Below are 23,508 nucleotides of genomic sequence, written 5' to 3' on the forward strand. Positions count from 1 at the left end.
CACAGGTCTTGCAGGCGCGTTTCATCGTGGGCCGATTCAGGATCGGGCAAGCTCCAGCAGTTTCTCCCGCCAAGCCGCCTTCGCCGGCAACGCCAGAAAGAACGCGTTCAACAACGACTCCCGCGCCGGATAGCAGAACGGCGCACCGCTCAGATCCAGCACCTCGCCGCCCGCCCCTTCCAGCACACCCTGCGCCGCCGCCGTGTCCCACTGCGAAGTCGGCGCCAGTCGCGGATAGCAATCGGCGGCCCCTTCGGCCAACAGACAGAATTTGAGCGAGCTGCCGATGTTCGCCAGCTCCAGTTCACCCAGACTGGCGCTCAAGCCGGCCAGCAAGCGCTCCTGTTCAGGGCTGGAATGACGGCGACTGGCAACCACGGTAAACGCCGCGCCCGTTGGCGGTACGTCGCGAACCTGAATCGGCTCTGGCTCGGCGCCCTTGTCACCCCGCCATGCCCCAAAACCTGCGCCGCCTACGTAAAAGCGGCCATTGGTCGGCATCGATACCACACCAAACACCACGCGGCCCTGCTCGATCAGGGCGATGTTGACGGTGAATTCTTCACTGCCCGAAATGAATTCCTTGGTGCCGTCCAACGGGTCCACCAGCCACCAGCGCTGCCACCCGGCGCGAACGCTTTGCGCGATGTTGGCGTCTTCTTCGGACAGCACCGGGATGCTTGGGTCCAGCGCCGTCAGCCCGGCCAGAATCAGGTGGTGGGCAGCCAGATCGGCGGCGGTCACCGGAGAGTCGTCAGCCTTGGCAGTCACCGCCGTGCCCGTGCGCCAGAACGGCAGGATCGCGTCGCCTGCCTTCAAAGCCAGTTCAATCACCGGCGCCATCAGCGGATGCGGGAAATTCATGGCAAGAACACCCCGCGCTGGGTCAGCAGATCACGGGCCAGGTACAGCGCCGCCAAGGCACGGCCCTCTGTGAACTGCGGGTTTTGCGCCAGCGCCGACAGCTCTCGCAGGTTGACTTTGCCCAGGCCCATGGGCTCCGGCTCGTCACCCTCCAGACGTTCTTCGTACAGATCGGTGGCCAGCACCACCTGGATTTTCTGGCTCATGTAACCGGGCGACAGCGACAGCTCGGTCAGATGCTCAAGCTGCCGCGCGCCAAACCCGGCCTCTTCCTTGAGCTCGCGTTCCGCCGCCGCCAGCACGTCTTCGCCAGGTTCGATCAGGCCTTTGGGCAGGGACAATTCGTACTCGTCGGTCCCGCCGCAATACTCCTCGACCAGCACCGCATGATCGGCATCAAGCATCGCCACGACCATCACCGCGCCATAACCGGCGCCCTTGCCAACCAATCGCTCATAGGTGCGCTCCACGCCGTTGGAAAAGCGCAGCTTGAGTTCCTCGACGCAAAACAAACGGCTGGTGGCGACAATTTCGCGGGCGAGGATCGTGGGTTTCTGGCGCATGCAAGGCTCCTTGGCGTGAACGCGCTACTATAACGCGGCTTTTGTGATTGTTTACGCCAGATATCTTTCTACCGCCCGAGACACTGCCATGCCTTTATTACCGTGGCCTGACATCGACACCGTTCTGCTGGACATGGACGGCACGCTGTTGGACCTGCACTTCGACAACCATTTCTGGCTGGAGCACCTGCCCCAGCGCTACGCCGAACTGCACGGGGTCAGCCGGGCCATGGCCGAGATGGAATTGCAGCCGTTGTTCGAGCGCAATGCCGGTCAGTTGCAGTGGTACTGCCTGGATTTCTGGAGCGCCGAACTGAAGCTGCCGGTGCGCGAACTGAAACTGGAAACCGCCCATCTGATCGCCCTGCGCCCGGACGCGGACACGTTCCTGGCCGCGATCAGGCAGGCCGGCAAACGCGTGATACTGATCACCAACGCGCACCGTGACTCTCTGTCGCTGAAACTGGAAAGAATCGAACTGGCGCCTTATTTCGAGCGCTTGATCAGTTCTCACGACTACGGTTTCCCCAAGGAAAACCCGCAGTTCTGGGAGGCGCTGCAGGCGGATATCGATTTCGATCCGGCGCGCAGCCTGTTCATCGACGACACCTTGCCGATCCTTCGCAGCGCCCGGGATTTTGGCGTGGCGCATTTGCTGGCCGTTCGTGAGCCGGACAGCCGCAAAGGGCCGAAGGACACCGCCGAGTTTAGGGCGGTGGAGGATTATCGGGATTTGATTGCAGGGCTTGAGGCCTGATGCAATCAATGTGGCGAGGGCGCTTGCTCCCTCGCCACAGGTTTCGATTACTCGGGAATCCGCAACGACTGCCCCGGATAAATCTTGTTTACATCCTTGAGCATCGGCTTATTGGCCTCGAAAATCTTCTGATATTTGTTGGCATCGCCATACACGCGCAAGGAAATCGCGCTGAGGGTGTCGCCCTTCACCACCGTGACGAACTTCGCGGCCACAACCACTGGGCCGGTCACCGTGATCTGGTCGTCCACGCTACCCACACCTTCAATATTGCCGACCGCCAGAAGAATTTTTTCCTTCTCCTCCTGGCTCGCCACTTCGCCGGTCACAGTGACCTTGTCGCCATCCACCGTCGCCTGCACATTCGGGCTCCCGAGGCCGACTTTGCTGATATGTTCCTTCAGTTGCTCGCTCGCGTTGGCGTTACCAGGTGTCAGCAGATCGATAAGCTTTTCGCCTGCTTCTTTCACAAAACTAAAAATGCTCATGGCGCACGCTCCTTGGTTTTCAGATTCCAGATGCAAAAGCCTAGACCAAGGTGGCCATACTCGGATCCAACCCGACCAATGACGCCGCTTCCCGCCAAGCGATAGAATCCTCACCTACTTGAAATCCTGGAGCGACGATGGACATCAAACAGCTGAAATTCCTCATCGCTCTGGACGAAACCCGGCACTTCGGCCAGGCCGCCGCGCGCTGCCACATCACCCAGCCGACACTGTCGATGCGCCTGCGCAGCCTCGAAGAAGAGCTGGAGCTGCCCCTGGTCAATCGCGGTCAGCGCTTCGAAGGCTTCACCGCTCCCGGCGAACGGGTGCTGGCCTGGGCCCGCACGGTGTTGGCGGCTTACGACGGTTTGTACGCCGAAGCGGCAGCCTGTCGCGGCAATCTGGTCGGCACCTTGCGCCTGGGGGTGGTGCCCCTGTCGAGCTTCGATCCGCTGCCATTGCTGCAGCGCCTGCACGCCGAACACCCCAGCCTGCGCTTCGAGCTGTCGTCGCTGAGTTCCGAGCAGATCCTCGAACAATTGGCGAACAATCGCCTGGATCTGGGCGTGTCCTATCTGGAACGCCTGGATGGCGAACACTTCGACTCGCTGTCATTCAGCGAAACCCACATGGGCCTGCTCTACGATCAACGTTACTTCAGTTTTGGCCAGGCGCCGTTGAGTTGGGAATCTCTGGTCGAACTGCCCTTGGGGATGCTCACCAGCGGGATGCATTTCAGGCAGTCCATCGACCATAACTTCCACAGCCGCGGCCTCACCCCGCAGCCGCTGTTGCAGACCGACGCCGTGCATCAACTGCTACAAGCCGTGCACGGTGGCCTGTGCTGCGCAGTGATGCCCCTGGATGGCGGCCTCGAAGGCCTGACCGACCACCTGCGCCTGCAACCTATCGAAAACGCCCAGACCCTGGGCAGGCTGGGGCTGATCATGCGTCGTACCGCGCCCCGCTCGGCGTTGGCCGAAGCCTGTTTTGCGATGTATCAGCAATCACTAAAGGGCGCTTGATCGACGGCATCTATCGGCGCATCAGTAATAGCAATTAGACGCGACCGTTTGCCGCGCCTAGTCTTAACGCTGATCAATCCGTCGGTGATGCCATGAACGCCAAGCGCCCTTCCTGCGCGGCGCCCGCCCTCGAAACGCCCGCGCCCGCCGCAAGCCAGACGTACAGTTACAGCGACCTCGAATACTCCGAATCGGCCAGCACCGCGCTGGCCGAGGAAGTGGCGCTGGCGATCGCCTACAACGGCATCAGCCAGGCCGTGATGCTGGTGACGCCGACCGATCTGGAAGACTTCATCGTCGGCTTCAGCCTTGGCAGCGGCATCATCCAGGACGCCACCGATATCTATGACCTGCAGCTGACCGGCTCAGGCTCGGCGCAGTACGCGCAAGTGACCATCGCCAACCGCGCGTTCTGGAACCTCAAGCAGCAGCGCCGGCAACTGGCCGGCACCAGCGGTTGCGGGCTGTGTGGGGTGGAAGCGGTCGAACAGGCGTTGCCGGACCTCAAGGTGTTGCCCGGTGCGCCACTGCCGCCGGCCGAATGGCTCGAAGGCCTGCGTCAACGCATCGGCCAGTTCCAGCCACTGGGCCAGCATTGCGGTGCGGTGCATGCGGCGGTGTTCATGAACGACCAGGGTGAATTGCTGCTCGGTCGCGAAGACATCGGCCGGCACAACGCACTGGACAAGCTGATCGGCGGCCTGATCCGTCGCAACATCCCGATCGAGGGCGGGCTGGCGATCGTCACCAGCCGCTGCAGCCTCGAATTGATCCAGAAAGTCTTGCGTGCAGGCATCCAGACCCTGGTCAGCCTGTCGTCGCCCACGGGCCTTGCCGTGCAATGGGCCCGTCGCCACAACCTCAACCTCATCCATCTGCCCCAGAAGAATGCGCCACGGGTATACAGCCCGGCTTTGGAGAACCAAGCGTGAGTCAACACCGTCAAGCCGACCAGACCCCTGTTCCTCGCTACAAACCCTACAAAGGCCCGGCCGGTGGCTGGGGCGCGCTGATCAGCGTCGCCCAGGCCTGGTTGACCAGCGACAACGCGTTGAAAAACCTGCGCATGATGCTCAAGACCAACAAGAACGGCGGCTTCGACTGCCCGGGTTGTGCCTGGGGTGACTCCAACGAAGCCGGCATGGTGGCGTTCTGCGAGAACGGCGCCAAGGCGGTGAACTGGGAAGCGACCAAGCGCCGTGTCGATGGCAAGTTCTTCGCCAAGCACAGCGTGACCTCGCTACTGGAGCAGAGCGACTACTGGCTTGAGTATCAGGGCCGTCTGACCGAGCCACTGCGCTACAACGCCGAAACCGATCGCTACCAGCCCATCAGCTGGGACGACGCCTTTGCCCTGATCGCCAAGCACCTGCAAGGCTTGGCGAGCCCCGATCAAGCCGAGTTCTACACCTCGGGACGGGCCAGCAACGAAGCGGCGTTTCTCTATCAATTGTTCGTACGTGCCTATGGCACCAACAACTTCCCCGACTGCTCGAACATGTGCCACGAGGCCAGTGGCGTCGCGTTGGCGCAAAGCGTTGGCGTCGGCAAAGGCACCGTGACCTTCGACGATTTCGAACACGCCGATGCAATTTTCGTCTGGGGCCAGAACCCGGGCACCAACCACCCGCGGATGCTCGAACCGCTGCGCGAAGCGGTGAAACGCGGCGCTCAAGTGGTGTGCATCAACCCGCTCAAAGAGCGCGGCCTGGAACGCTTCCAGCACCCGCAGCACCCGATCGAAATGCTCACCAACGGCGACAAGCCGACCAACACCGCGTACTTCCGCCCAGCCCTGGGCGGCGACATGGCGGTGCTGCGCGGCATGGCCAAGTTCCTGTTGCAATGGGAGCGTGATGCGCAGAAGGCGGGGCAGCCTGCGGTGTTCGACCACGACTTCCTCAATGAACACAGCGTCAACGTGCTGGAATACCTGGCCGTCGTCGATGACACCTCGTGGGAGCAGATCGTCGAGCAATCAGGCCTGGCGCTGGTCGAGATAGAGCAAGCCGCGCGCATGTACGCCAAAGGCAAGAACGTCATCATGTGCTGGGCCATGGGCATCACCCAGCACCGCCATTCGGTGGCGACCATCCAGGAAATCGCCAACCTGATGCTGCTGCGCGGCAACATCGGCCGGCCGGGCGCCGGCCTGTGCCCGGTACGTGGCCACAGTAACGTGCAAGGCGACCGCACCATGGGCATCAACGAACGCCCGCCGGTGGCGTTCCTCGATGCGCTGGAGCGTCGCTTCCAGTTCAAGGTGCCCCGTGAAAACGGCCACAATGTGGTCGAGGCGATCCACGCCATGGCCGAAGGTCGGGCCAAAGTGTTCATTGCCCTGGGCGGCAACTTCGCCCAGGCAACCCCGGACAGCCCTCGCACCTTCGCGGCCCTGAGCAATTGCGACCTGACCGTACAGATCAGCACCAAGCTCAACCGCAGCCACTTGGCCCATGGCAAAGACGCGCTGATCCTGCCGTGCCTGGGTCGCACCGACATCGACCGGCAAACCGAAGGCCCGCAAGCGGTGACCGTGGAAGACTCGTTCAGCATGGTCCACGCCTCCAACGGTCAGTTGGAACCGCTGTCGAACCAGATGCGTTCGGAGCCAGCGATCCTGGCCGGTATCGCCGCCGCCACCCTGGGCAGCCATCCGGTGGACTGGAACTGGCTGGTGGCCGACTACCGTCGCATCCGCGACCTGATCGCCGACACCATTCCCAACTTCAAAGACTTCAACGAGAAGATCAAGAATCCAGGCGGTTTCTACCTGGGCAACAGTGCCGGTGCGCGCAAGTGGAACACCGCCTCAGGCCGGGCCAATTTCCGCCCGAACGTTTTGCCCAGGGACCTGGTCCACGAACGCACCCGCGCTACCGGCGTGTTGCCGGACCTGATCCTGCAATCGATGCGCTCCCACGACCAATACAACACCACCATCTATGGCCTCAACGACCGCTATCGTGGGGTGAAAGGTCAACGTGATGTGTTGTTCGTCAACGAAGCCGACATTATTCGCCTGGGCTTCAAACCGGGGCAGAAGGCCGACATCGTGTCGATCTGGGATGATGGTGTGGAGCGTCGGGTCAAGGGCTTCACCTTGCTGGCGTTTGATATTCCGGCCGGGCAAGCGGCGGCGTACTACCCGGAGGTCAACCCACTGGTGCCGCTGGAAAGCACCGGGGATGGCAGCCATACACCGACGTCGAAGTTCGTGGCGATCCGGTTGGAAGCGGCGAGTGAGAGTGGATTGATTCTGGCCAGGTCGGCTTGACGCTTCGCCTCAACCGGCCTCTTCGCGAGCAAGCCCGCTCCCACATCAGGACTTCGGCGAACACGTCTTTTTGCGTGCAGCCGTGATCTAATGTGGGAGCGGGCTTGCTCGCGAATGCGTTGGACCATTGAGCGAGTCTCTGTAGTCGATCACTTTCCAAACGCCCACAAAAAAGGCCGTTTTCCTGAGAAAACAGCCTTTGTGAAGTAGTAAAAGACCGGCAAAAAAACGTTAAGTTCCGTCTAAAAAACAGCAACTTATGTAAATGTGCTGAAGTCGTGTTATTCGTCGGATTTCGATTGTCACACTCATGACACAGCCTCAGGATCGCGCCGTCATCCCCTTGAGGTTCCTCCATGAAGTTCTCCTCGATTCTCTTGTTGTCCCTTGGCCTGGTCAGTGGCTTTGCTTCTGCTGGCGGCACCACCGAAGCAGGTGTGGGCGGCGCATTGGGCGGGGTTTTAGGCTCGGTCGTCGGTCAGTCACTTGGCGGCAACACAGGTTCCACCATCGGCGCAGCCCTGGGCGGCGCGGGCGGTAGCGCAGTCGGCGCAGACAAACGCAGCCGTGGCGAAGCAGCCATTGGCGGTGCGTTGGGCGCAGCAGGCGGTAACGTGGTCGGCCGCAGCATGGGCGGCACCACCGGCAGCCTGATCGGCTCTGCGGCAGGCGGCGGCGCCGGTGGCGCGCTGGGTAACTATATGGGCAACAAGAGCGATGAAGACGATGATCGTCGCTCCTATCGTGGTGGTCACGACGACCGTCGCTACTACCGTGGCCATCCGGGCCGCGGTCATGCCTACGGGCATCGCAAGCATCATCGCTATCACGACTGAGGCGTGAGCGCCTCGTCCACGGATAGACCCCACAATCGCAGCCTCAGGGCTGCGATTTTTTTGCCCGTCAAACCACCAACCGTTCCAGCGCCTCACGCAACCGGGCAGGAATCGCCACTGGCTGATTCGACCCTCGATCCACAAACACATGCACGAAACGCCCCGCTGCGCAGGCCTCATCCTCGCCCTGCTTGAACACCGCCAATTCGTATTGCACCGAACTGTTGCCCAACTTGCCCACGCGCAGACCAATCTCGATCCGGTCCGGGAACGCGATTGAGGCGAAGTAATCGCAAGCCGAACTCACCACGAACCCCACCACCTCACCATCGTGAATATCCAGCCCGCCGACTTCGACCAGGTAGGTATTCACGGCCGTGTCGAAGAAACTGTAGTAGGTGACGTTGTTGACGTGGCCGTAGGCGTCGTTGTCGTGCCAACGGGTGGTGATGGGCTGGAAGTGCGGGTAGTCGGTGCGATGGGGCATCGGTGTTGATTCCTGAGGTTGGATCGACAGTGTAAGGCGAAAATCCGCGTTATCGTTCTTCGCGAGCAAGCCCGCTCCCACATGAGACCTGTGTACGACACGGATCTCATGTGGGAGCGGGCTTGCTCGCGAAGGCGCCCTCACGGACGCCAGATTGATTACCGATCGGCAAAGCCTTTACCCACCGCCGCCAACTCCCCAATCAACCGCGCCGGACTCCAGTGATCACCCTGGCGAGTCTGCAGCGCCAGCAATCGCTGATGAATGTCCGCCAGCCCTTGCTGATCCGCCCAGGCCATGGGCCCGCCCTTGTCCGCCGGGAAGCCGTAGCCGTTGAGGTAAACCAGATCGATGTCGTGGGCTGAACCGGCAATGCCTTCCTGCAGGATCTTCGCGCCCTCGTTGACCAAGGCCAGCAGACAACGCTCCAGAATCTCCTGCGAGCCAATCTCGCGGCGCTGCAAGCCCAGCCCTTCGCTGACTTGCAGCACCAACGCATCGACCGTCACATCATGCTCCGCCTGACGACTGCCCGGCTCGTAATGGTAAAAACCGTTGCCGCTTTTCTGGCCAAAGCGGCCCAACTCACACAGACGATTATCCACCTGGACCTCGGGTGCATCCTGGCCGATACCGGACAGTTGCCGCGCCCGCCACTGCAGGTCGACACCCACCACGTCGAACATGCGGAACGGCCCCATGGCGAAGCCGAAACCCTGCAGCGCGGCGTCTACCTGATAGGGATACGCGCCTTCGAGCAGCATCTTGCGCGCTTCCAGCACATAGGTATTGAGCATGCGGTTGCCGATGAAGCCGTCGCAATTGCCTGCCACCACGCTGACCTTGCCCATGCGCTTGCCCAGTGCCAGTGCGGCCTCGAGGACGGCCGGCGCCGTTTGGGCACCGCGCACGATTTCCAACAGTTTCATGATGTGCGCCGGGCTGAAGAAGTGCAGGCCGAGGACTTGTTGCGGTCGGCTTGTGACAGCGGCGATGGCGTCGATGTCCAGCGCGGAGGTGTTGCTGGCCAGGATGGCTTGGGGTTTGAGCAGGCCATCGAGTTCGCGAAAGATTGTTTGCTTGAGTTCAAGGTTTTCGTAGACGGCTTCGATGACCAGATCTACATCAGCGATCGCTGCGTAATCGGCAACTGCCGTGACGCGAGCGATGCGCGCGTCTGCCTCGGCCTGGTCGATGCGTTCCTGGCGCACGCTGTGGGCATAGGTGTCGGCAACAGCGGCCAGTGCCTGTTCAAGCATTTGCGGATTGTTATCGACCCACTGCACCGCCACGCCGGCATTGGCCAGGCACATGACGATGCCCCGACCCATGGTGCCCGCGCCGATCACGGCTGCGCGCTGAATATTGAACGGTGTCTGGCTCATGTTGTGTTCTCTTGTTGGCGATCCAAAGACAGTCCCCACCATAGTCAGCCATCGCACATTTTTGAAATTTATTCCTGTGATGGGCAACATTCAGCGCATGGATATGCTCCCCATATTCAACCCACCAGATGCTTCTCGGCCCACGCCCTGACTTGCGCGTACGGATAATCCTCGAGCACTGCATACCCGGCAATTGCGCGAACCTTGAGCTTGGTAAACAACGGCACGCTGATCCCGCACAGGAACCGCGTCACCCGTTCCGCCGACGGCACCTGCCCGGTGTGCTGTTCATGCCTGTGGATAAATTCGCCACACAATGCCTCGAAGTTTTTATCCACAAGGGGCGGTAATGCCGGGGGCTCTGGCAACCGAGCCACTTGACCGTGACAAACCGAGCAATGCCCACACTGGCGCGGCGCATCGTGGTCGCCAAAGTACCCGGCCAGGCGATAACCCAGGCAGCGATCGGTCGAGAACAGATCAAGCATGGCGTGAATTCGGGCGATCTCGGTGTGCTCGTGCCGAGTGAAATACCCGTGCAGTTCCTGACTCAGCGCAATGCTGTCGATGTTGCGTTGCAGCACGCTGTAGACCTCAGTCATCTGCTTGCTTTCCAGCTCCACCAAACCCTTTTCCTGAAAGTAATCCAGCGCCTTGACCACCCGCTCGCGCGGGGCTTGATAGTGCTCATACAACAGATCGAAATTCACCGTGGCCCAGGCCCGTGCGCGTTTGGAGGTCTGGATGATCGCGGCGACGAAATCCCTGCGCTCGCCCTCGAAACGGGTCAGCAAGGCTTCAGGCTCCTCCAGATATTTGAACCGGTACTCGGCGTAGTAGGCGTAGCGCGGTGCAATCAGGCCACGCAACTCCAGTTGCACCAGCAAGGTCTTGAGCGGGAGCTGACGGATGTTGCTCTGATCGGCCAGCGGTCCAAGCAGAAACTCCCACTGCCCTTCAGGTGCGCCTGCTTGCAATTCATCGAGCACGTGGCGGATGCCGTCCAGTTCAGGCGTGTCGCCGTAGACGAAGTTTTCCAGCACGTTGAGGCTGTCGCGGTTGGCCAATACGAGGCAGTCAGAAGGCTGACCGTCACGTCCGGCACGGCCGATTTCCTGGCTGTAGTTTTCGATGGATTTGGGCAGATCGAAATGCACCACGTTGCGAATATCGCTCTTGTCGATGCCCATGCCGAAGGCGATGGTGGCAACGATGCAATTGGACTGTCCGCCCATGAAGCGTTTCTGGATGGCTTCGCGCTGATCATGGGGCAATCCGGCATGATAAGCCTCGGCCTGAATGCCATTGCGCTGAAGATGTTCGGCAATGTGCTCAGCGGTTTTCTGCAGGGTGACGTAGACGATGCCTGGCTGATCGGGACGCTGCCCCATCCACTCGACCAGGCGTCGGCGCTTGTCCTGCCCGCGCACCGGCTCGACCCATAGGTTGAGGTTCGGCCGGTAAAAGCCTGTGGTCACCACGTCTTCGGGAGCGATGGCGAACTTGGCCTGCATGTCGGCGATGACCTTGGGCGTCGCAGTGGCGGTCAGCAACAAGACCTGCGGGATGTTGAACTGGCGTTGATAGTCCGGAAGCTTGAGGTAATCCGGGCGGAAGTTGTGGCCCCATTCGGAGATGCAGTGCGCCTCGTCCACCACCAGCAGAGAGATAGGGATCTGTTGCAGGAAGTTGCGAAAACGCTCGTTTTTCAGGCGCTCCACAGAAACCATCAGAATCTTCAATTCGCCAGATCTGGCACGGGCCATGACATCACTGGCGTCATCGCGACTCTGCACCGAATCGATACTGCCGGCGGCAATGCCGTGACGCTGCAGGAACTCCAATTGATCCTGCATCAACGCCAGCAACGGCGAGACCACCAGCGTCAGGTGCGGCAGCAGTACCGCCGACAGTTGATAGCACAGGGATTTACCGGAACCTGTGGGAAAAATCGCCGCCGCTGAGCGCCCGGCCAGCACTGCGCTGATCGCCTTCTCCTGGCCGGGTCGAAACTGTGGATAACCGAAAACCTGTTCCAGGGTGTTGTGCATAAGCTGTCACTCCGTTGACTGCTGCGATGGGCAAAGCCTAGCCGGTGATGGCAGCGAGTCGAGAAAAGGTCGGGGGTAAAGCGATACGGGATGATACAGCGGATGGCTGAAGGAGGCGGCGACTGACAGCTCGCTTACGCGAGCAAGCCCGCTCCCACAGTTGACCGAGTTGCTCTGGGTACGCGGCTCAATGTGGGAGCGGGCTTGCTCGCGAAGAAGGGTAAAGCGGTCCAACTGTCGCACGTCCGCACAAAGATAAATCTGTAGCAACGCCCTATCGCCTATCGACAGGCGAGCGTTCAAATCTATAGTCCGGGCTGTAGCTGTCAATTGCACCTCGATTTCGTGGATTGCGACAGCTATCGCTATTTTCAACCCGAAGGCTACGATGTGTATCTAACGCGTAAGGCCAAGGGTCGCGATGACAAAGTGGCATTGACCATCGGCATGCTCTACCGGGCAATCCAGGCCCAACGCTGGGACACTCAGGAGCTGGAAGGCCTGTAACGTCGCAGTGCATAACGATAAGGACATTGCGTGGACGTACTGATGGGGTTGTTGGCCGCCTTGCTGTGGGGTGGCACTGATTTTCTGGTCGGCGTGAACGCCCGTGCCGTTGGGGTCAAACGGGCTGTGTATTTCGGTCAGGCACTGGGCTTTACCATCATGAGCCTGCTGCTGATTGCCTTCCCCGCCTTCATACTTCGGTCCATGGCCGCACCGCTGCAAACCTGGTTGCTCGGGATGGTCGCGGCGATATTGACCGTGTCCGGCGCGCTGGCGCTTTCCAAGGCCTTTGCCTTGGGTAAAGCCTCGATCGTGGCGCCGTTGGTGACCACTTACGGGGTCGTGACGACGCTGCTGTCCTGGGCCGCGGGTGAACACATCAACCTGCTTCAATTGTCGTGCATCGCCCTGTGCGTGATCGGCGTGGTCCTTTCCAGCATCCACTCAGAACCCAAGGTGCCCCACACCACACAGGCGAGCGGTTCCATAACCTACGCGCTACTGGCAGCGCTGCTCTACGGCACCAGTTTCTGGCTGCAAGGCCAATTTGTACTGCCGGCACTGGGGCCTGTGACGATGCTGTGGCTGGCGTACCTGATCGGTTTGATCGTGCTGGTAGTGATCGTCCTTCGGATCGACGACGGCTTGAAAATCCCGCCACTGAAAAACTGCGTGACACTGACCGGCGCAAGCCTGATGAACCTCGGCGGTTTTTCAGCCTTTGCCTGGGGCGCGGTGGCCGGGTCGGTTTCGGTGGTGACGGTGATCAGCACATTATCGGGCGGCATCGCGGCGATTCTGGGCTACCTGTTTTTCAAGGAGCGGCTGACCAAGGTGCAGGTATTGGGGGTGGTACTGGTGTTGCTCGGGGCGTTGGTGTTACACCTGAAAACCTGAAACGTCGCACACAAAAAAGCCGCCCAGAGGTGCGGCTTTTTCATGGCTTCAAACCAACGCTTACAGCTTTGGACCCGCAGCCTTGATCGCGTCGCTCACTTCGAACTTCTTGAAGTTCTCGATGAACAGGCCGGCCAGTGCCTTGGCGGCTTCGTCGTAGGCGGCTTTGTCAGCCCAGGTGTTGCGTGGGTTCAGCAGGCCAGTCTCAACGCCCGGTACGGCCAGTGGCACGTCGAGGTTGATGGTGTCCAGGTGTTCGGTCTCGGTACCGATCAGCGCGCCGCTCTGGATCGCCGCGATCACCGCACGGGTGGTCGGGATGTTGAAGCGCTTGCCGACGCCGTAGCCACCGCCGGTCCAACCGGTATTGACCAGGTAGACCTTGGAACCGAAGCCGCGGATGCGCTTGATCAGCAGCTCTGCGTATTCGCCAGCCGGACGCGGGAAGAACGGTGCGCCGAAGCAGGTGGAGAAGGTCGACTTGATGCCGCTGCCCGAACCCATTTCCGTCGAGCCCACCAGAGCGGTGTAACCGGACAGGAAGTGGTAGGCCGCTTGCTCTTCGTTGAGGATCGACACGGGCGGCAGTACGCCGGTCAGGTCGCAGGTCAGGAAGATCACAGCGTTCGGCTCGCCGCCCAGGTTCTTCTCGGAACGCTTGGCAACGTGCTCCAGCGGGTAGGCGGCGCGGCTGTTCTGGGTCAGGCTGACGTCGGCGTAGTCGGCGTGTTTGGCATCGTCGATAACGACGTTTTCCAGTACGGCGCCGTGCTTGATGGCTTTCCAGATGACCGGCTCGTTCTTCTCGGACAGGTCGATGCACTTGGCATAGCAACCGCCTTCGATGTTGAACACCACGCCTTCGCCCCAACCGTGTTCGTCGTCACCGATCAGGTAACGGCTTTCGTCGGCGGACAGGGTGGTCTTGCCGGTGCCGGACAGACCGAAGAACAGGGTCACGTCGCCCTCTTCACCGATGTTGGCGGCGCAGTGCATTGGCAGCACGTCGGCGGCCGGCAGCAGGAAGTTCTGCACCGAGAACATGGCTTTCTTCATTTCACCGGCGTAACGCATGCCGGCGATCAGCACTTTTTTCTGTGCGAAGTTGAGGATCACGCAGCCATCGGAGTTGGTGCCGTCACGCTCAGGCACGCACTCGAAGTTGGCAACGTTGAGCACTTGCCACTCTTCACGGCCAGCCGGGTTGTACTGGGCCGGATTGATGAACAGGCAACGACCGAACAGGTTCTGCCAGGCAGTCTGGGTGGTCATTTTCACTGCCAGGTAGTGCTCGGAGGCGGCACCTACGTGGACGTGGGAAACGAAGTGCTCTTGCGCGTTGTTGAATGCCTCGACGCGAGCCCACAAGGCATCGAACTTGTCAGCCGGGAACTTGCGGTTGATCGGGCCCCAGGCGATGGCAGCCTGAGTGCTTGGCTCTTCAACAATGAAACGATCGACTGGCGAACGGCCGGTGCGGTGACCGGTACGAACAACCAGTGCGCCGGTATCGGCAAGCTCGCCCTCACCGCGTTTCAGGGCTTCTTTAACCAGATCATCAACACTCAGATCGGTGTACACGGCGTTATTGGCTTGCGTCATGAGTTTCCCCGTCGGCCACTGGCCGAGTGTGCTCCAAACGTTTTGTAGTAGAAAGTCGTGCACTACTACCGCGAAAAAAGTGGGCCGGATTATGCCAGAAAAGCCCAAAAAGAGTAGGGCCCTCCCGTCGTAACGGCGTTATTCCGGCACTAACCAGTGAATTTACCTGCGCTGAACCGTTTTAGTGACGGGTATCTGACGGCGTATCGACGCCCGCGCCGGCGAACAATTGAGCGACATCGGCGGCGTCGAACAGGTACTGCTGGTTGCAGAACTGGCAGTCGATCTCGATGTGGCCACCGTGTTCGACCACCAGGTTTTGCGCGTCTTCCATACCCAGACTGACCAGCGCATTGGCTGAACGTTCGCGCGAACAACTGCAGCGGAAACGCAGCTTCTGCACGTCGAACAGACGCACCTGCTCTTCGTGGTAGAGACGGTGCAGCACGGTTTCGTTGTCCAGGCTCAGCAGCTCATCGGCGGTCAGTGTCCCGGCCAGCGCGGTGAGGTGTTGCCAGCTGTCGGCGCGCTCCTCTTCGTCTTTCAAGCGGTCGGCCGGAAGTTGCTGCAGCAGCATGCCACGGGCGCGACGGCCATCGGCGCAGAGCTTGATGCGCGTGCCGATCTGCTGCGACATGACGAAGTAATTGGTGAAGCAGTCAGACAGAGTTTCGCCATCGAGATCGACGACGCCCTGGTAACGCTGGCCCTGTATCGGGTCGATGGTCAGTGTCAGCGAACCGTCCGGCATCAGGTCGCTCAGCGTGGCGTCGGGCGCGATCCGATCCGCCTCGTAACGGGCCAGGCCACGAATGTCGCGCTCGCTGGAGCACTCGATCATCAGCAACGGGATTGGGCCTTCGGAGCGTGCCTGAAGGATCAGCAAACCGTCGAACTTCAAGGTACCCACCAGCAGCGAGGCAGCCGCCATCAGCTCACCGAGCAGTTGCGCGACCGGTTCCGGATAGGCGTGTTTGGCCAGGACTTCGGCGTAGCTGAGTTCCAGCGAGACCAGCTCGCCACGGGTGTCGCTGTCATCGAAGATGAAGCGTTGGGTGAAGTCGGTATCCGGTAGGTCGGTCATAAGTCTGGGTATCTGAATTGTAAAAAATAGGGTTCAACGCCTCTGACGCCCTAGGCCCTCTTTATGGCCCATGGGGTCGGATGCTGTAGTGATTTTCGACGAGCGGCTATTTATTGGCTCGCTGGCCGTCGGGGAATCCCCCGATATGGTTGCTCATCCGCCCAATTGCAAGTCTGCCTTGAGCAAAGGCCCTCAAGACGCATTACTCGCCGCTACCGCTGTCACGAAACTTGAACAGGTCCCGCCGCTGCTTTTTGCTCGGCTTGCCGTCGGTGCTCACGCCCAGGGCGCCCGCCTTGCGTTGGGCCGCCGCATTTTCACGCTTGGCGATACTGGCTTCGGTCTCCGCATAAAGCGTCTGCGCCTCCGGGGCGCCACGGCGCACGATTGAAAGTGCCTGGACCACCACCGTGCGCTCATCAAAACCGGTGCGAATCACGAACTCATCGCCAATTCGCGGCTCTTTGCCAGGCTTGCAACGCTCGCCCCGGCAATGCACCTTGCCGCTTTCAATGGCCGCTTTGGCCAGGGCGCGGGTTTTGTAAAAACGCGCAGCCCACAACCATTTATCGAGGCGGACTTTATCGTCCTCTTCGTTTTTTTGTGCCATGGGATTTCCTCGTTCTGAAATATTGGTGAACTGTACTACCGTTCTGTCGTACCAAGAGCCAAGTGGTCACGGATTCCAATCCCGACATTTCCTAACCTTCCATCGAGGCTGGAAATCGGGGCCGTAGATATCTGTCGCCTTTTAACCATTATTCTGCGTGAATACCGCGAATTTCGGCCGCTAGCGGCCACTGCGGTTTCTACCGGTTGAGCAATTTTGAAGACATTTGACCATTTGACCGTTGTCGGTCTGCGCGAGTGGGTGGCTCTCCCGGATCTGGGAGTCGCCGGCCTTCGCGCGAAAATCGACACCGGCGCCAGTACCTCCAGCCTGCATGCCACCGACATCGAACGGTTCGATCGCGATGGCGAGCAGTGGGTGCGCTTCACGGCGCACCTGGGCACGGTGGTGCAACTGCGTCACCGTCGTTGCGAAGCCCCGCTGGTGACAATGAAAACCATTAAAAGCTCTAACGGTCACGCGCAGGTGCGATACGTGATCAGTACCACCCTGGCCCTCGGTGATCGGGTCTGGCGGGTCGAGTTCACCCTCGCCTGCCGCAAGTCCATGCGTTATCGCCTGCTACTCGGCTCAAAAGCCCTGATCGACGGCCAGTTGGTGGTCAATCCGGGCATCAAATATGTACAAGACAAGCCGGTGTTCCCGGTATCTACCTCTTCCACAGGTGTTGCATGAAGATCGCTGTGCTGTCGCGTAACCCGCGTCTGTATTCCACCCGTCGCCTGGTCGAAGCCGGTACCGAGCGCGGCCATGAAATGGTGGTGGTCGACACCCTGCGCGCCTACATGAACATCGCCAGCCACAAGCCGCAAATTCATTATCGCGGCAAACCGCTTGAAGGATTCGACGCGGTGATTCCACGGATCGGTGCATCCGTGACCTTTTATGGCTGCGCGGTGTTGCGCCAGTTTGAAATGATGGGCGTGTTTCCGCTTAACGAATCGGTGGCCATTGCCCGCTCGCGGGACAAGCTGCGCTCGTTGCAATTGCTGTCACGGCGCGGGATCGGATTGCCGGTCACCGGGTTCGCCCACTCCCCCGACGACATTCCCGATCTGATCGCCATGGTCAACGGCGCGCCGCTGGTGATCAAGGTGCTCGAAGGCACCCAGGGCATCGGTGTGGTGCTGTGCGAAACCGCCACCGCGGCGGAATCGGTGATCGAGGCGTTCATGGGCCTCAAACAAAACATCATGGTTCAGGAGTACATCAAGGAGGCCGGCGGTGCCGACATTCGCTGCTTCGTGGTGGGTGACAAGGTGATTGCCGCGATGAAGCGCCAGGCCAAGCCCGGCGAGTTCCGCTCCAACCTGCATCGCGGCGGCAGCGCCAGCCTGATCAAGATCACCCCGGAAGAGCGCATGACTGCATTGCGGGCAGCGAAGGTCATGGGGTTGGCGGTGGCGGGGGTGGATATCCTGCGCTCCAATCACGGGCCGTTGGTGATGGAAGTGAACTCATCACCGGGCCTCGAGGGCATCGAAACCACCACCGGCAAGAATGTGGCGGGGATCATCATCGAACATCTGGAGAAGAATGGCGGGCCGAACATGACCCGGACCAAAGGCAAGGGTTGACTCGAGCCTTTGCGGTGGCAGAAATGCCGCGAAGAGGCCGTCAGTCACACCTAAGACTCAGGCCTCTAAACGGCATCTCGCGGCAACATAAGTCCCAACGGCAACCGCACCCGCGCTTCAAGCCCGCCACCTTCACGGTTGCGAAGTTCGACATTGCCGCCATGCATCGAGGCGATTCGCTTCACGATTGCCAAGCCCAATCCGGTGCCTTTACCACCTCTGGCGCGGTCACCACGAGTGAAAGGGTTGAAGATGGCTTCCAGTTCCGATGAATCGATTCCCGCACCCCGATCCATGACACTGAGCACCACGTACGGAGCAGCCGTATCTCCCGAAACGTAGGCGGCCACTTCAACTCCACTGCCGGCGTGGTGCAGTGCGTTGCCGATCAGATTGTTCAGCAGTCGCTTCATCGAAACCCGGCGCAACGGAAACGGCTGGATCGGCTCCAGGCGCAAGTGCACTTTCTCTTCGCTCTGGTTGTACGGCGCGGCGACTTCGCGAACCAGATCGCTGAGGTCCACCTCTTCCACCGACTCGTCGCGGCCGTCGCGGATGAACGCCAGGAACTGGTCGAGAATCGCATCCATGTCTTCGATGTCGCGGACCATGTCATCGGTCAGGTCGTTGCGGTCGCCCATCAGCTCCAGTGACAGGCGTAAGCGGGTCAGCGGCGTACGCAAGTCATGGGATACCCCGGCCAACATCAGTTCACGTTCACGCCCGGCCTGTTCGACGTCTTCGGCCATCTGGTTGAAGGCGCGATACACCTCGGTCATTTCACTGGGCGTGTCGCTGATCGGCAGACGCACGCTTCTTCCCTGGCCGAGTTGCCGCGCGGCATAGACCAGACGTTTGAGGGGTTGGTTGAGCTGGCTGACGAAAATCCATGCCGATGCCGTGGACAGCAAGCCGATGGCCAGGAACCAGCCAAGCACGTTCCAGATTTTCTGACCGCGCAACGGATGCGGGTACAACGGCACTTTCAGCCAGCCGTCACCCAGGCTTGGCGCTCGGACCCACAACGCCGGTGGCGTGTGCATGCGCAATCGAACTTCAGTGTCGGCCCCCAACTCGGCCTGCATCTGCCGCTGGTAGATTTCGCTGTAAGGCCAGTGTTGTTCGCCTTCCGGCACACCGGCACCCACCACCCGGATCAGGGTCGCGGCTTCGGCAATCTTGTCGCGGTTGTTTTCGTCGGCTGCCCAATAGGCGCGCAATGTCAGGGCGACACCGTGGCTGTATTGTCGGTCCACCAGCACGTCTTCGTTCATCAACAGATAAACCAGGGTCAGTGCCTTGGAAAACAGGACGACGATCAGCACCAGCCAAAGGGTGCGGGAGAAGAAACTCTGGGGAAACCAAACCGGGGTTTTCATGGATAAGTGCTACGTACTTGCAGGAACGAGCGATGCTCGCATATTGCCGGTCGCGAGTCTGCGGACAACGTCCGAGAGACCCGCCCCTGCAATTGGCCGATCACTTGGTGGCGGTGCCGTCCGGAACGAACACGTAGCCCACGCCCCAGACAGTCTGGATGTAGCGCGGTTTGGACGGATCGGGTTCGATCATCCGGCGCAGACGGGAGATCTGCACATCGATGGAACGCTCCAGGGCATCCCATTCGCGGCCACGGGCCAGGTTCATCAGCTTGTCGCGGGTCAGCGGTTGGCGGGCGTTCATCACCAGCGCCTTGAGTACCGCGAACTCACCGGTAGTGAGCATGTGCACTTCTTCACCGCGCTTGAGCTCGCGGGTGGCCAGGGACAATTCGTAGTCCCCGAAGGTCACGCTTTCATCTTCGCTGCCCGGCGCGCCCGGTACGGGTGCGGACTGACGACGCAGGACGGCTTTGACACGGGCCATCAGCTCATCGGGGTTGAACGGCTTGGCCAGGTAATCGTCGGCGCCCAGTTCAAGGCCCTTGATACGGCTCAGCTCGTCGCCCTTGGCGGTCAGCATGATGATGGGAATCTGGTTGTTCGCGCCACGCAGGCGGCGGCAGGCGGTCAGGCCGTCTTCGCCGGGCAGCATCAGGTCGAGGACGACCAGGTTGAACACTTCACGCGCCAGCAGGCGGTCCATTTGTTCGGTGTTCGGTACGGCGCGGGCGCGGTAGCCCTTGCTGACGAAAAAACGCTCCAGCAGGCTGCTGAGGCCCGGATCGTCGTCAACAATAAGAATTTTTTCGCCTTCAGCAATGTTTGCAGTGCTGCTCATTGGATGCTCCTTTGATCTCGGCGCGCATTATGGCGTAGCTGCCGTTATACGCACCGTGAGCATTGTTAGCAGATTTTTCCTTCAGCGCCAGGAATCCGGGCATCGGCGCACTGCCTGCGATACCCCCCGAAGGGCTGAACGCTGGTTATAATGCGCGGCCTTTTGTGTCAGGCAACGTCTGATCGTTACCCCCGGCAGCCGCTTTTTATTTTCATGGCGCCGGCAGTAATCGTTCGATTTCACGGGTCAACGGGATACCTTTTGACCCAGGCAGCGGCGCAGGCCAGGCCGCTCAACCAGACTCGCCAAGGCCCTATCCTTGCGCCTGCGAGCCTGCTTTCACAATTTGTCAGGTGGTTTTATGGACAGCATCAACAGCCGCATCGCCGAGGAACTCGGTGTACGCCCACAACAGGTCGAAGCGGCCGTCGCGCTACTCGATGAAGGCTCTACCGTTCCCTTCATCGCCCGTTACCGGAAAGAAGTGACCGGCAGCCTCGATGACACCCAGTTGCGTCATCTGGAAGAGCGTCTGCGCTACCTGCGAGAACTCGACGAACGGCGCATCAGCATCCTGGCCAGCATCCAGGAGCAAGGCAAGCTGACCCCGCAACTTGAGCGCGACATCAAGCTCGCCGACACCAAGACCCGCCTCGAAGACCTGTACCTGCCGTACAAGCAGAAGCGCCGCACCAAGGGCCAGATCGCCCTGGAAGCCGGCCTCGGCGAGCTGGCCGACGGCTTGTTCAACGACCCGACCCTGAGCCCGGAAGCCGAAGCCGCACGCTTCGTCGACGGCGAAAAAGGCGTCGCTGATGTGAAGGCTGCCCTCGAAGGCGCCAAGTACATCCTGATGGAGCGCTTTGCCGAGGACGCCGGCCTGCTGGACAAGCTGCGCAACTACCTCAAGCAGGAAGCCACCCTCAGTGCACGCGTGATCGCCGGCAAGGAAGAGGAAGGCGCCAAGTTCCGCGACTACTTCGAACACGACGAACCGCTCAAAAGCATGCCATCGCACCGCGCCCTGGCGATCTTCCGCGGCCGCAACGAAGGCATCCTCAGCTCTGCGCTGAAAGTCGGCGATGAGCTGCCGGGCACCATGCACCCGTGCGAAGGCATGATCGGCCAGCAGTTCGGCATCCAGAACCAGAACCGTGCCGCCGACAAATGGCTGGGCGAAGTGGTGCGCTGGACCTGGAAGGTCAAACTCTATACCCACCTTGAAACCGACCTGCTGGGCGAACTGCGCGACGGCGCGGAAACCGAGGCGATCAACGTCTTCGCCCATAACCTGCACGACTTGCTGCTGTCGGCCCCGGCCGGCCCACGCGCCACCCTGGGCCTCGACCCGGGCCTGCGTACCGGTTGCAAGGTTGCCGTGGTCGATGCCACCGGCAAGCTGCTGGATCACGCCACGGTCTACCCGCACGTACCGCACAACAAATGGGACCAGACCATCGCAATCCTGGCCGCCCTGTGCGCCAAGCACTCGGTCGATCTGATCGCCATTGGCAACGGCACCGCCAGCCGCGAAACCGACAAGCTGGCCGCCGAACTGATCAAAAAATACCCAGCCATGAAGATGACCAAGGTCATGGTGTCCGAGGCAGGTGCGTCGGTTTATTCGGCATCGGAACTGGCGTCCAAGGAGTTCCCGGACCTGGACGTGTCGATCCGTGGCGCAGTATCGATTGCCCGTCGCCTGCAGGACCCATTGGCGGAGTTGGTGAAGATCGATCCGAAATCCATCGGGGTCGGCCAATACCAGCACGACGTTTCCCAGCTGAAACTGGCCCGTGGCCTGGACGCCGTGGTCGAAGACTGTGTAAACGCCGTCGGCGTGGACGTGAACACTGCGTCGGTGGCGTTGCTGGCGCGTATCTCCGGCCTCAACGCGACCCTGGCGCAGAACATCGTCAGCCATCGTGACGAGCACGGCGCGTTCAAAACCCGTGCAGCCTTGAAGAAAGTCGCACGTCTGGGTGAAAAAACCTTCGAACAGGCCGCTGGCTTCCTGCGGGTCATGAACGGCGAAAACCCACTGGATTCGTCTGCGGTTCACCCGGAAGCCTATCCGCTGGTGCAGCGCATCGCCGCCGAGACCGACCGCGACATCCGCTCGCTGATTGGCGATGCCGCGTTCCTCAAGCGTCTGGACCCGAAGAAGTACACCGACGAAACCTTCGGCCTGCCGACCGTCACCGACATTCTGCAAGAACTGGAAAAACCGGGCCGCGACCCGCGTCCGGAATTCAAGACCGCCGAGTTCCAGGAAGGCGTCGAAGACCTCAAGGACCTGCAACCGGGCATGATCCTCGAAGGGGTGGTGACCAACGTGACCAACTTCGGCGCCTTCGTTGACATCGGCGTACATCAGGACGGTTTGGTGCATATCTCTGCGCTTTCGGAGAAATTCATCAAAGATCCTCGCGAGGCAGTGAAAGCCGGTGACGTGGTGAAAGTGAAGGTCATGGAAGTCGACATCCCGCGCAAACGCGTCGGCCTGTCGATGCGCATGAGTGACACCCCGGGCGAGAAAATCGACGGTGCCCGTGGAGCGCGTCCGGGTTCGGCGCCACGCCAGTCCCAGAATACCGCTGCGCGCAAGGAAACCACGGCGGCGGCCCCGGCCAACAACGCCATGGCCTCGCTGTTCGCCAACGCCAAGCAGTTGAAGAAACGCTGATGGAGATCCCCGCCGGGTACACCGAGAGCGCATTTTTCAAGCTGCTGGGTTGCCGTTTGCACAGCCTGGAAACCGGGGTGGCGCAAGTCGCCCTGGCCCTTGAGCCGCATTTGCGCAATCGCGCCCAAAAGATGCACGGCGGGGCCTTGTTCAGCCTGGTGGACATTGCCATGGGGCTGGCCTGTTCCAGCACCCACGGCTTTGACCAGCAGAGCGCGACCATCGAGTGCAAGATCAACTACATCCGCGCCGTCGCTGACGGTGAGGTGATGTGCACGGCACGGGTGATCCACCCGGGCCGGCGCACGCTGGTGGTCGAAGCCGACGTGATGCAGGGCGACAAACTGGTCGCAAAAGCGCAAGGCACCTTCGCTGTCCTGTAGCTAGAAGTCATCGATTTGAGGTAATTTCGGCGCAATGAAAGCTGCGCCGCAATTCCTTGTGGGAGCGGGCTTGCTCGCGAAAGCGGTGTATCAGTCAAGATTGAAGTCGCCTGACGCACCGCTTTCGCGAGCAAGCCCGCTCCCACAGGGGCCATAGCGACCAGCATTCGACTGACCGGCATAAGGCC

21 protein-coding genes and 1 pseudogene are annotated in these 23,508 nt (G+C 60.7%); 11 read left to right on the top strand and 11 right to left on the bottom strand.

Annotation, left to right across the window (positions count from 1 at the left end):
* Positions 1-36: 36 nt before the first annotated feature.
* Together cysQ and nudE are read right to left on the bottom strand one after the other, a co-directional pair.
* Positions 37-864: a 3'(2'),5'-bisphosphate nucleotidase CysQ gene (gene cysQ / locus B0W55_RS01185; RefSeq protein WP_077044226.1), complete on the bottom strand. Its 828-nt coding sequence runs from the start codon at positions 862-864 to the stop codon at positions 37-39.
* Positions 861-1,427, bottom strand: coding sequence for an ADP compounds hydrolase NudE (nudE, locus tag B0W55_RS01190; protein ID WP_077044227.1), 567 nt, complete (start codon positions 1,425-1,427; stop codon positions 861-863). The genes cysQ and nudE overlap by 4 nt, the downstream gene beginning before the upstream one ends.
* 88 nt (positions 1,428-1,515) lie before the next feature.
* On the opposite strand from nudE, the gene yrfG reads away from it, so the two are divergent.
* On the top strand, positions 1,516-2,184 hold the full coding sequence (gene yrfG, locus B0W55_RS01195) for a GMP/IMP nucleotidase (RefSeq protein ID WP_077044228.1): 669 nt from the start codon (positions 1,516-1,518) through the stop codon (positions 2,182-2,184).
* A gap of 47 nt (positions 2,185-2,231) precedes the next feature.
* On the opposite strand, the gene lysM is transcribed toward yrfG, so the two are convergent.
* Entirely contained in the window at positions 2,232-2,672 is a 441-nt protein-coding gene (lysM, locus tag B0W55_RS01200) for a peptidoglycan-binding protein LysM (protein ID WP_077044229.1), read from the bottom strand.
* Positions 2,673-2,809: 137 nt separating this feature from the next.
* On the opposite strand from lysM, the gene B0W55_RS01205 reads away from it, so the two are divergent.
* The 4 genes from B0W55_RS01205 (at position 2,810) to B0W55_RS01220 (ending at position 7,810) form a co-directional block, all read left to right on the top strand.
* Positions 2,810-3,697: a LysR family transcriptional regulator gene (locus tag B0W55_RS01205; RefSeq protein WP_077044230.1), complete on the top strand. Its 888-nt coding sequence runs from the start codon at positions 2,810-2,812 to the stop codon at positions 3,695-3,697.
* Between the two features lie 92 nt (positions 3,698-3,789).
* Positions 3,790-4,629: a formate dehydrogenase accessory sulfurtransferase FdhD gene (fdhD, locus tag B0W55_RS01210; protein WP_077044231.1), complete on the top strand. Its 840-nt coding sequence runs from the start codon at positions 3,790-3,792 to the stop codon at positions 4,627-4,629.
* Positions 4,626-6,974 (top strand): FdhF/YdeP family oxidoreductase, encoded by a 2,349-nt coding sequence (locus B0W55_RS01215; RefSeq protein ID WP_077044232.1) that lies wholly within the window; start codon positions 4,626-4,628, stop codon positions 6,972-6,974. The genes fdhD and B0W55_RS01215 overlap by 4 nt, the downstream gene beginning before the upstream one ends.
* 356 nt (positions 6,975-7,330) lie before the next feature.
* Positions 7,331-7,810: a glycine zipper domain-containing protein gene (locus B0W55_RS01220; RefSeq protein WP_077044233.1), complete on the top strand. Its 480-nt coding sequence runs from the start codon at positions 7,331-7,333 to the stop codon at positions 7,808-7,810.
* A gap of 67 nt (positions 7,811-7,877) precedes the next feature.
* Here the strand turns inward: B0W55_RS01220 and B0W55_RS01225 are convergent, their stop codons facing one another.
* The 3 genes from B0W55_RS01225 to B0W55_RS01235 all read right to left on the bottom strand — a co-directional run bounded on the left by B0W55_RS01225 (position 7,878) and on the right by B0W55_RS01235 (position 11,733).
* Positions 7,878-8,297, bottom strand: coding sequence for a thioesterase family protein (locus B0W55_RS01225; RefSeq protein ID WP_077044234.1), 420 nt, complete (start codon positions 8,295-8,297; stop codon positions 7,878-7,880).
* A gap of 158 nt (positions 8,298-8,455) precedes the next feature.
* Positions 8,456-9,682 carry a 3-hydroxyacyl-CoA dehydrogenase gene (locus B0W55_RS01230; RefSeq protein ID WP_077044235.1) on the bottom strand — a complete coding sequence of 409 codons (1,227 nt, stop codon included), beginning with the start codon at positions 9,680-9,682 and terminating at the stop codon, positions 8,456-8,458.
* A 116-nt stretch (positions 9,683-9,798) separates the two neighbouring features.
* Positions 9,799-11,733, bottom strand: coding sequence for an ATP-dependent DNA helicase RecQ (locus B0W55_RS01235; RefSeq protein WP_077044236.1), 1,935 nt, complete (start codon positions 11,731-11,733; stop codon positions 9,799-9,801).
* A 327-nt stretch (positions 11,734-12,060) separates the two neighbouring features.
* Between B0W55_RS01235 and B0W55_RS01240 the strand changes: the two are divergent.
* Positions 12,061-12,240: pseudogene (locus B0W55_RS01240) on the top strand (hypothetical protein); the annotation flags it as partial.
* Positions 12,241-12,282: 42 nt separating this feature from the next.
* Complete coding sequence (locus tag B0W55_RS01245; protein WP_077044276.1) at positions 12,283-13,137, top strand: DMT family transporter; 855 nt, start codon at positions 12,283-12,285, stop codon at positions 13,135-13,137.
* A 60-nt stretch (positions 13,138-13,197) separates the two neighbouring features.
* Here B0W55_RS01245 and B0W55_RS01250 read toward each other — a convergent pair whose 3' ends face one another.
* The 3 genes from B0W55_RS01250 to B0W55_RS01260 all read right to left on the bottom strand — a co-directional run bounded on the left by B0W55_RS01250 (position 13,198) and on the right by B0W55_RS01260 (position 16,433).
* On the bottom strand, positions 13,198-14,739 hold the full coding sequence (locus tag B0W55_RS01250) for a phosphoenolpyruvate carboxykinase (RefSeq protein WP_077044237.1): 1,542 nt from the start codon (positions 14,737-14,739) through the stop codon (positions 13,198-13,200).
* Between the two features lie 181 nt (positions 14,740-14,920).
* Complete coding sequence (hslO, locus tag B0W55_RS01255) at positions 14,921-15,823, bottom strand: Hsp33 family molecular chaperone HslO (protein WP_077044238.1); 903 nt, start codon at positions 15,821-15,823, stop codon at positions 14,921-14,923.
* 202 nt (positions 15,824-16,025) lie between these two features.
* Complete coding sequence (locus tag B0W55_RS01260) at positions 16,026-16,433, bottom strand: RNA-binding S4 domain-containing protein (RefSeq protein ID WP_077044239.1); 408 nt, start codon at positions 16,431-16,433, stop codon at positions 16,026-16,028.
* 234 nt (positions 16,434-16,667) lie between these two features.
* On the opposite strand from B0W55_RS01260, the gene B0W55_RS01265 reads away from it, so the two are divergent.
* Both B0W55_RS01265 and rimK read left to right on the top strand, forming a co-directional pair.
* The gene (locus B0W55_RS01265; protein ID WP_175645451.1) at positions 16,668-17,129 is read left to right on the top strand and encodes an ATP-dependent zinc protease; all 462 of its coding nucleotides are present in this window, start codon (positions 16,668-16,670) and stop codon (positions 17,127-17,129) included.
* Complete coding sequence (gene rimK, locus B0W55_RS01270) at positions 17,126-18,031, top strand: 30S ribosomal protein S6--L-glutamate ligase (protein ID WP_034148478.1); 906 nt, start codon at positions 17,126-17,128, stop codon at positions 18,029-18,031. Before B0W55_RS01265 ends, rimK begins: the two co-directional genes overlap by 4 nt.
* A gap of 65 nt (positions 18,032-18,096) precedes the next feature.
* On the opposite strand, the gene B0W55_RS01275 is transcribed toward rimK, so the two are convergent.
* Complete coding sequence (locus B0W55_RS01275) at positions 18,097-19,410, bottom strand: ATP-binding protein (RefSeq protein WP_077044241.1); 1,314 nt, start codon at positions 19,408-19,410, stop codon at positions 18,097-18,099.
* Between the two features lie 100 nt (positions 19,411-19,510).
* Positions 19,511-20,251 carry a two-component system response regulator OmpR gene (gene ompR, locus B0W55_RS01280; RefSeq protein WP_047536233.1) on the bottom strand — a complete coding sequence of 247 codons (741 nt, stop codon included), beginning with the start codon at positions 20,249-20,251 and terminating at the stop codon, positions 19,511-19,513.
* Positions 20,252-20,612: 361 nt separating this feature from the next.
* Here ompR and B0W55_RS01285 point away from each other — a divergent pair, with 361 nt between their 5' ends.
* A complete protein-coding gene (locus tag B0W55_RS01285; protein WP_077044242.1) occupies positions 20,613-22,937 on the top strand; it encodes a Tex family protein in 2,325 nt (774 codons plus the stop codon).
* The gene (locus B0W55_RS01290; RefSeq protein WP_077044243.1) at positions 22,937-23,320 is read left to right on the top strand and encodes a PaaI family thioesterase; all 384 of its coding nucleotides are present in this window, start codon (positions 22,937-22,939) and stop codon (positions 23,318-23,320) included. Before B0W55_RS01285 ends, B0W55_RS01290 begins: the two co-directional genes overlap by 1 nt.
* Positions 23,321-23,508: the final 188 nt, after the last annotated feature.

The organism is Pseudomonas sp. KK4 (assembly GCF_001984065.1).
GTDB lineage: Bacteria > Pseudomonadota > Gammaproteobacteria > Pseudomonadales > Pseudomonadaceae > Aquipseudomonas.

Coding starts and splice junctions, on each gene's coding strand:
- B0W55_RS01285 (WP_077044242.1), top strand. CDS start 20,613: ATGGACAGCATCAACAGCCGCATCGCCGAGGAACTCGGTGTACGCCCA.
- B0W55_RS01220 (WP_077044233.1), top strand. CDS start 7,331: ATGAAGTTCTCCTCGATTCTCTTGTTGTCCCTTGGCCTGGTCAGTGGC.
- B0W55_RS01205 (WP_077044230.1), top strand. CDS start 2,810: ATGGACATCAAACAGCTGAAATTCCTCATCGCTCTGGACGAAACCCGG.
- B0W55_RS01225 (WP_077044234.1), bottom strand. CDS start 8,297: ATGCCCCATCGCACCGACTACCCGCACTTCCAGCCCATCACCACCCGT.
- B0W55_RS01290 (WP_077044243.1), top strand. CDS start 22,937: ATGGAGATCCCCGCCGGGTACACCGAGAGCGCATTTTTCAAGCTGCTG.
- B0W55_RS01260 (WP_077044239.1), bottom strand. CDS start 16,433: ATGGCACAAAAAAACGAAGAGGACGATAAAGTCCGCCTCGATAAATGG.
- fdhD (WP_077044231.1), top strand. CDS start 3,790: ATGAACGCCAAGCGCCCTTCCTGCGCGGCGCCCGCCCTCGAAACGCCC.
- B0W55_RS01230 (WP_077044235.1), bottom strand. CDS start 9,682: ATGAGCCAGACACCGTTCAATATTCAGCGCGCAGCCGTGATCGGCGCG.
- yrfG (WP_077044228.1), top strand. CDS start 1,516: ATGCCTTTATTACCGTGGCCTGACATCGACACCGTTCTGCTGGACATG.
- nudE (WP_077044227.1), bottom strand. CDS start 1,427: ATGCGCCAGAAACCCACGATCCTCGCCCGCGAAATTGTCGCCACCAGC.
- B0W55_RS01250 (WP_077044237.1), bottom strand. CDS start 14,739: ATGACGCAAGCCAATAACGCCGTGTACACCGATCTGAGTGTTGATGAT.
- B0W55_RS01245 (WP_077044276.1), top strand. CDS start 12,283: ATGGGGTTGTTGGCCGCCTTGCTGTGGGGTGGCACTGATTTTCTGGTC.
- cysQ (WP_077044226.1), bottom strand. CDS start 864: ATGAATTTCCCGCATCCGCTGATGGCGCCGGTGATTGAACTGGCTTTG.
- hslO (WP_077044238.1), bottom strand. CDS start 15,823: ATGACCGACCTACCGGATACCGACTTCACCCAACGCTTCATCTTCGAT.
- B0W55_RS01235 (WP_077044236.1), bottom strand. CDS start 11,733: ATGCACAACACCCTGGAACAGGTTTTCGGTTATCCACAGTTTCGACCC.
- ompR (WP_047536233.1), bottom strand. CDS start 20,251: ATGAGCAGCACTGCAAACATTGCTGAAGGCGAAAAAATTCTTATTGTT.
- rimK (WP_034148478.1), top strand. CDS start 17,126: ATGAAGATCGCTGTGCTGTCGCGTAACCCGCGTCTGTATTCCACCCGT.
- lysM (WP_077044229.1), bottom strand. CDS start 2,672: ATGAGCATTTTTAGTTTTGTGAAAGAAGCAGGCGAAAAGCTTATCGAT.
- B0W55_RS01275 (WP_077044241.1), bottom strand. CDS start 19,410: ATGAAAACCCCGGTTTGGTTTCCCCAGAGTTTCTTCTCCCGCACCCTT.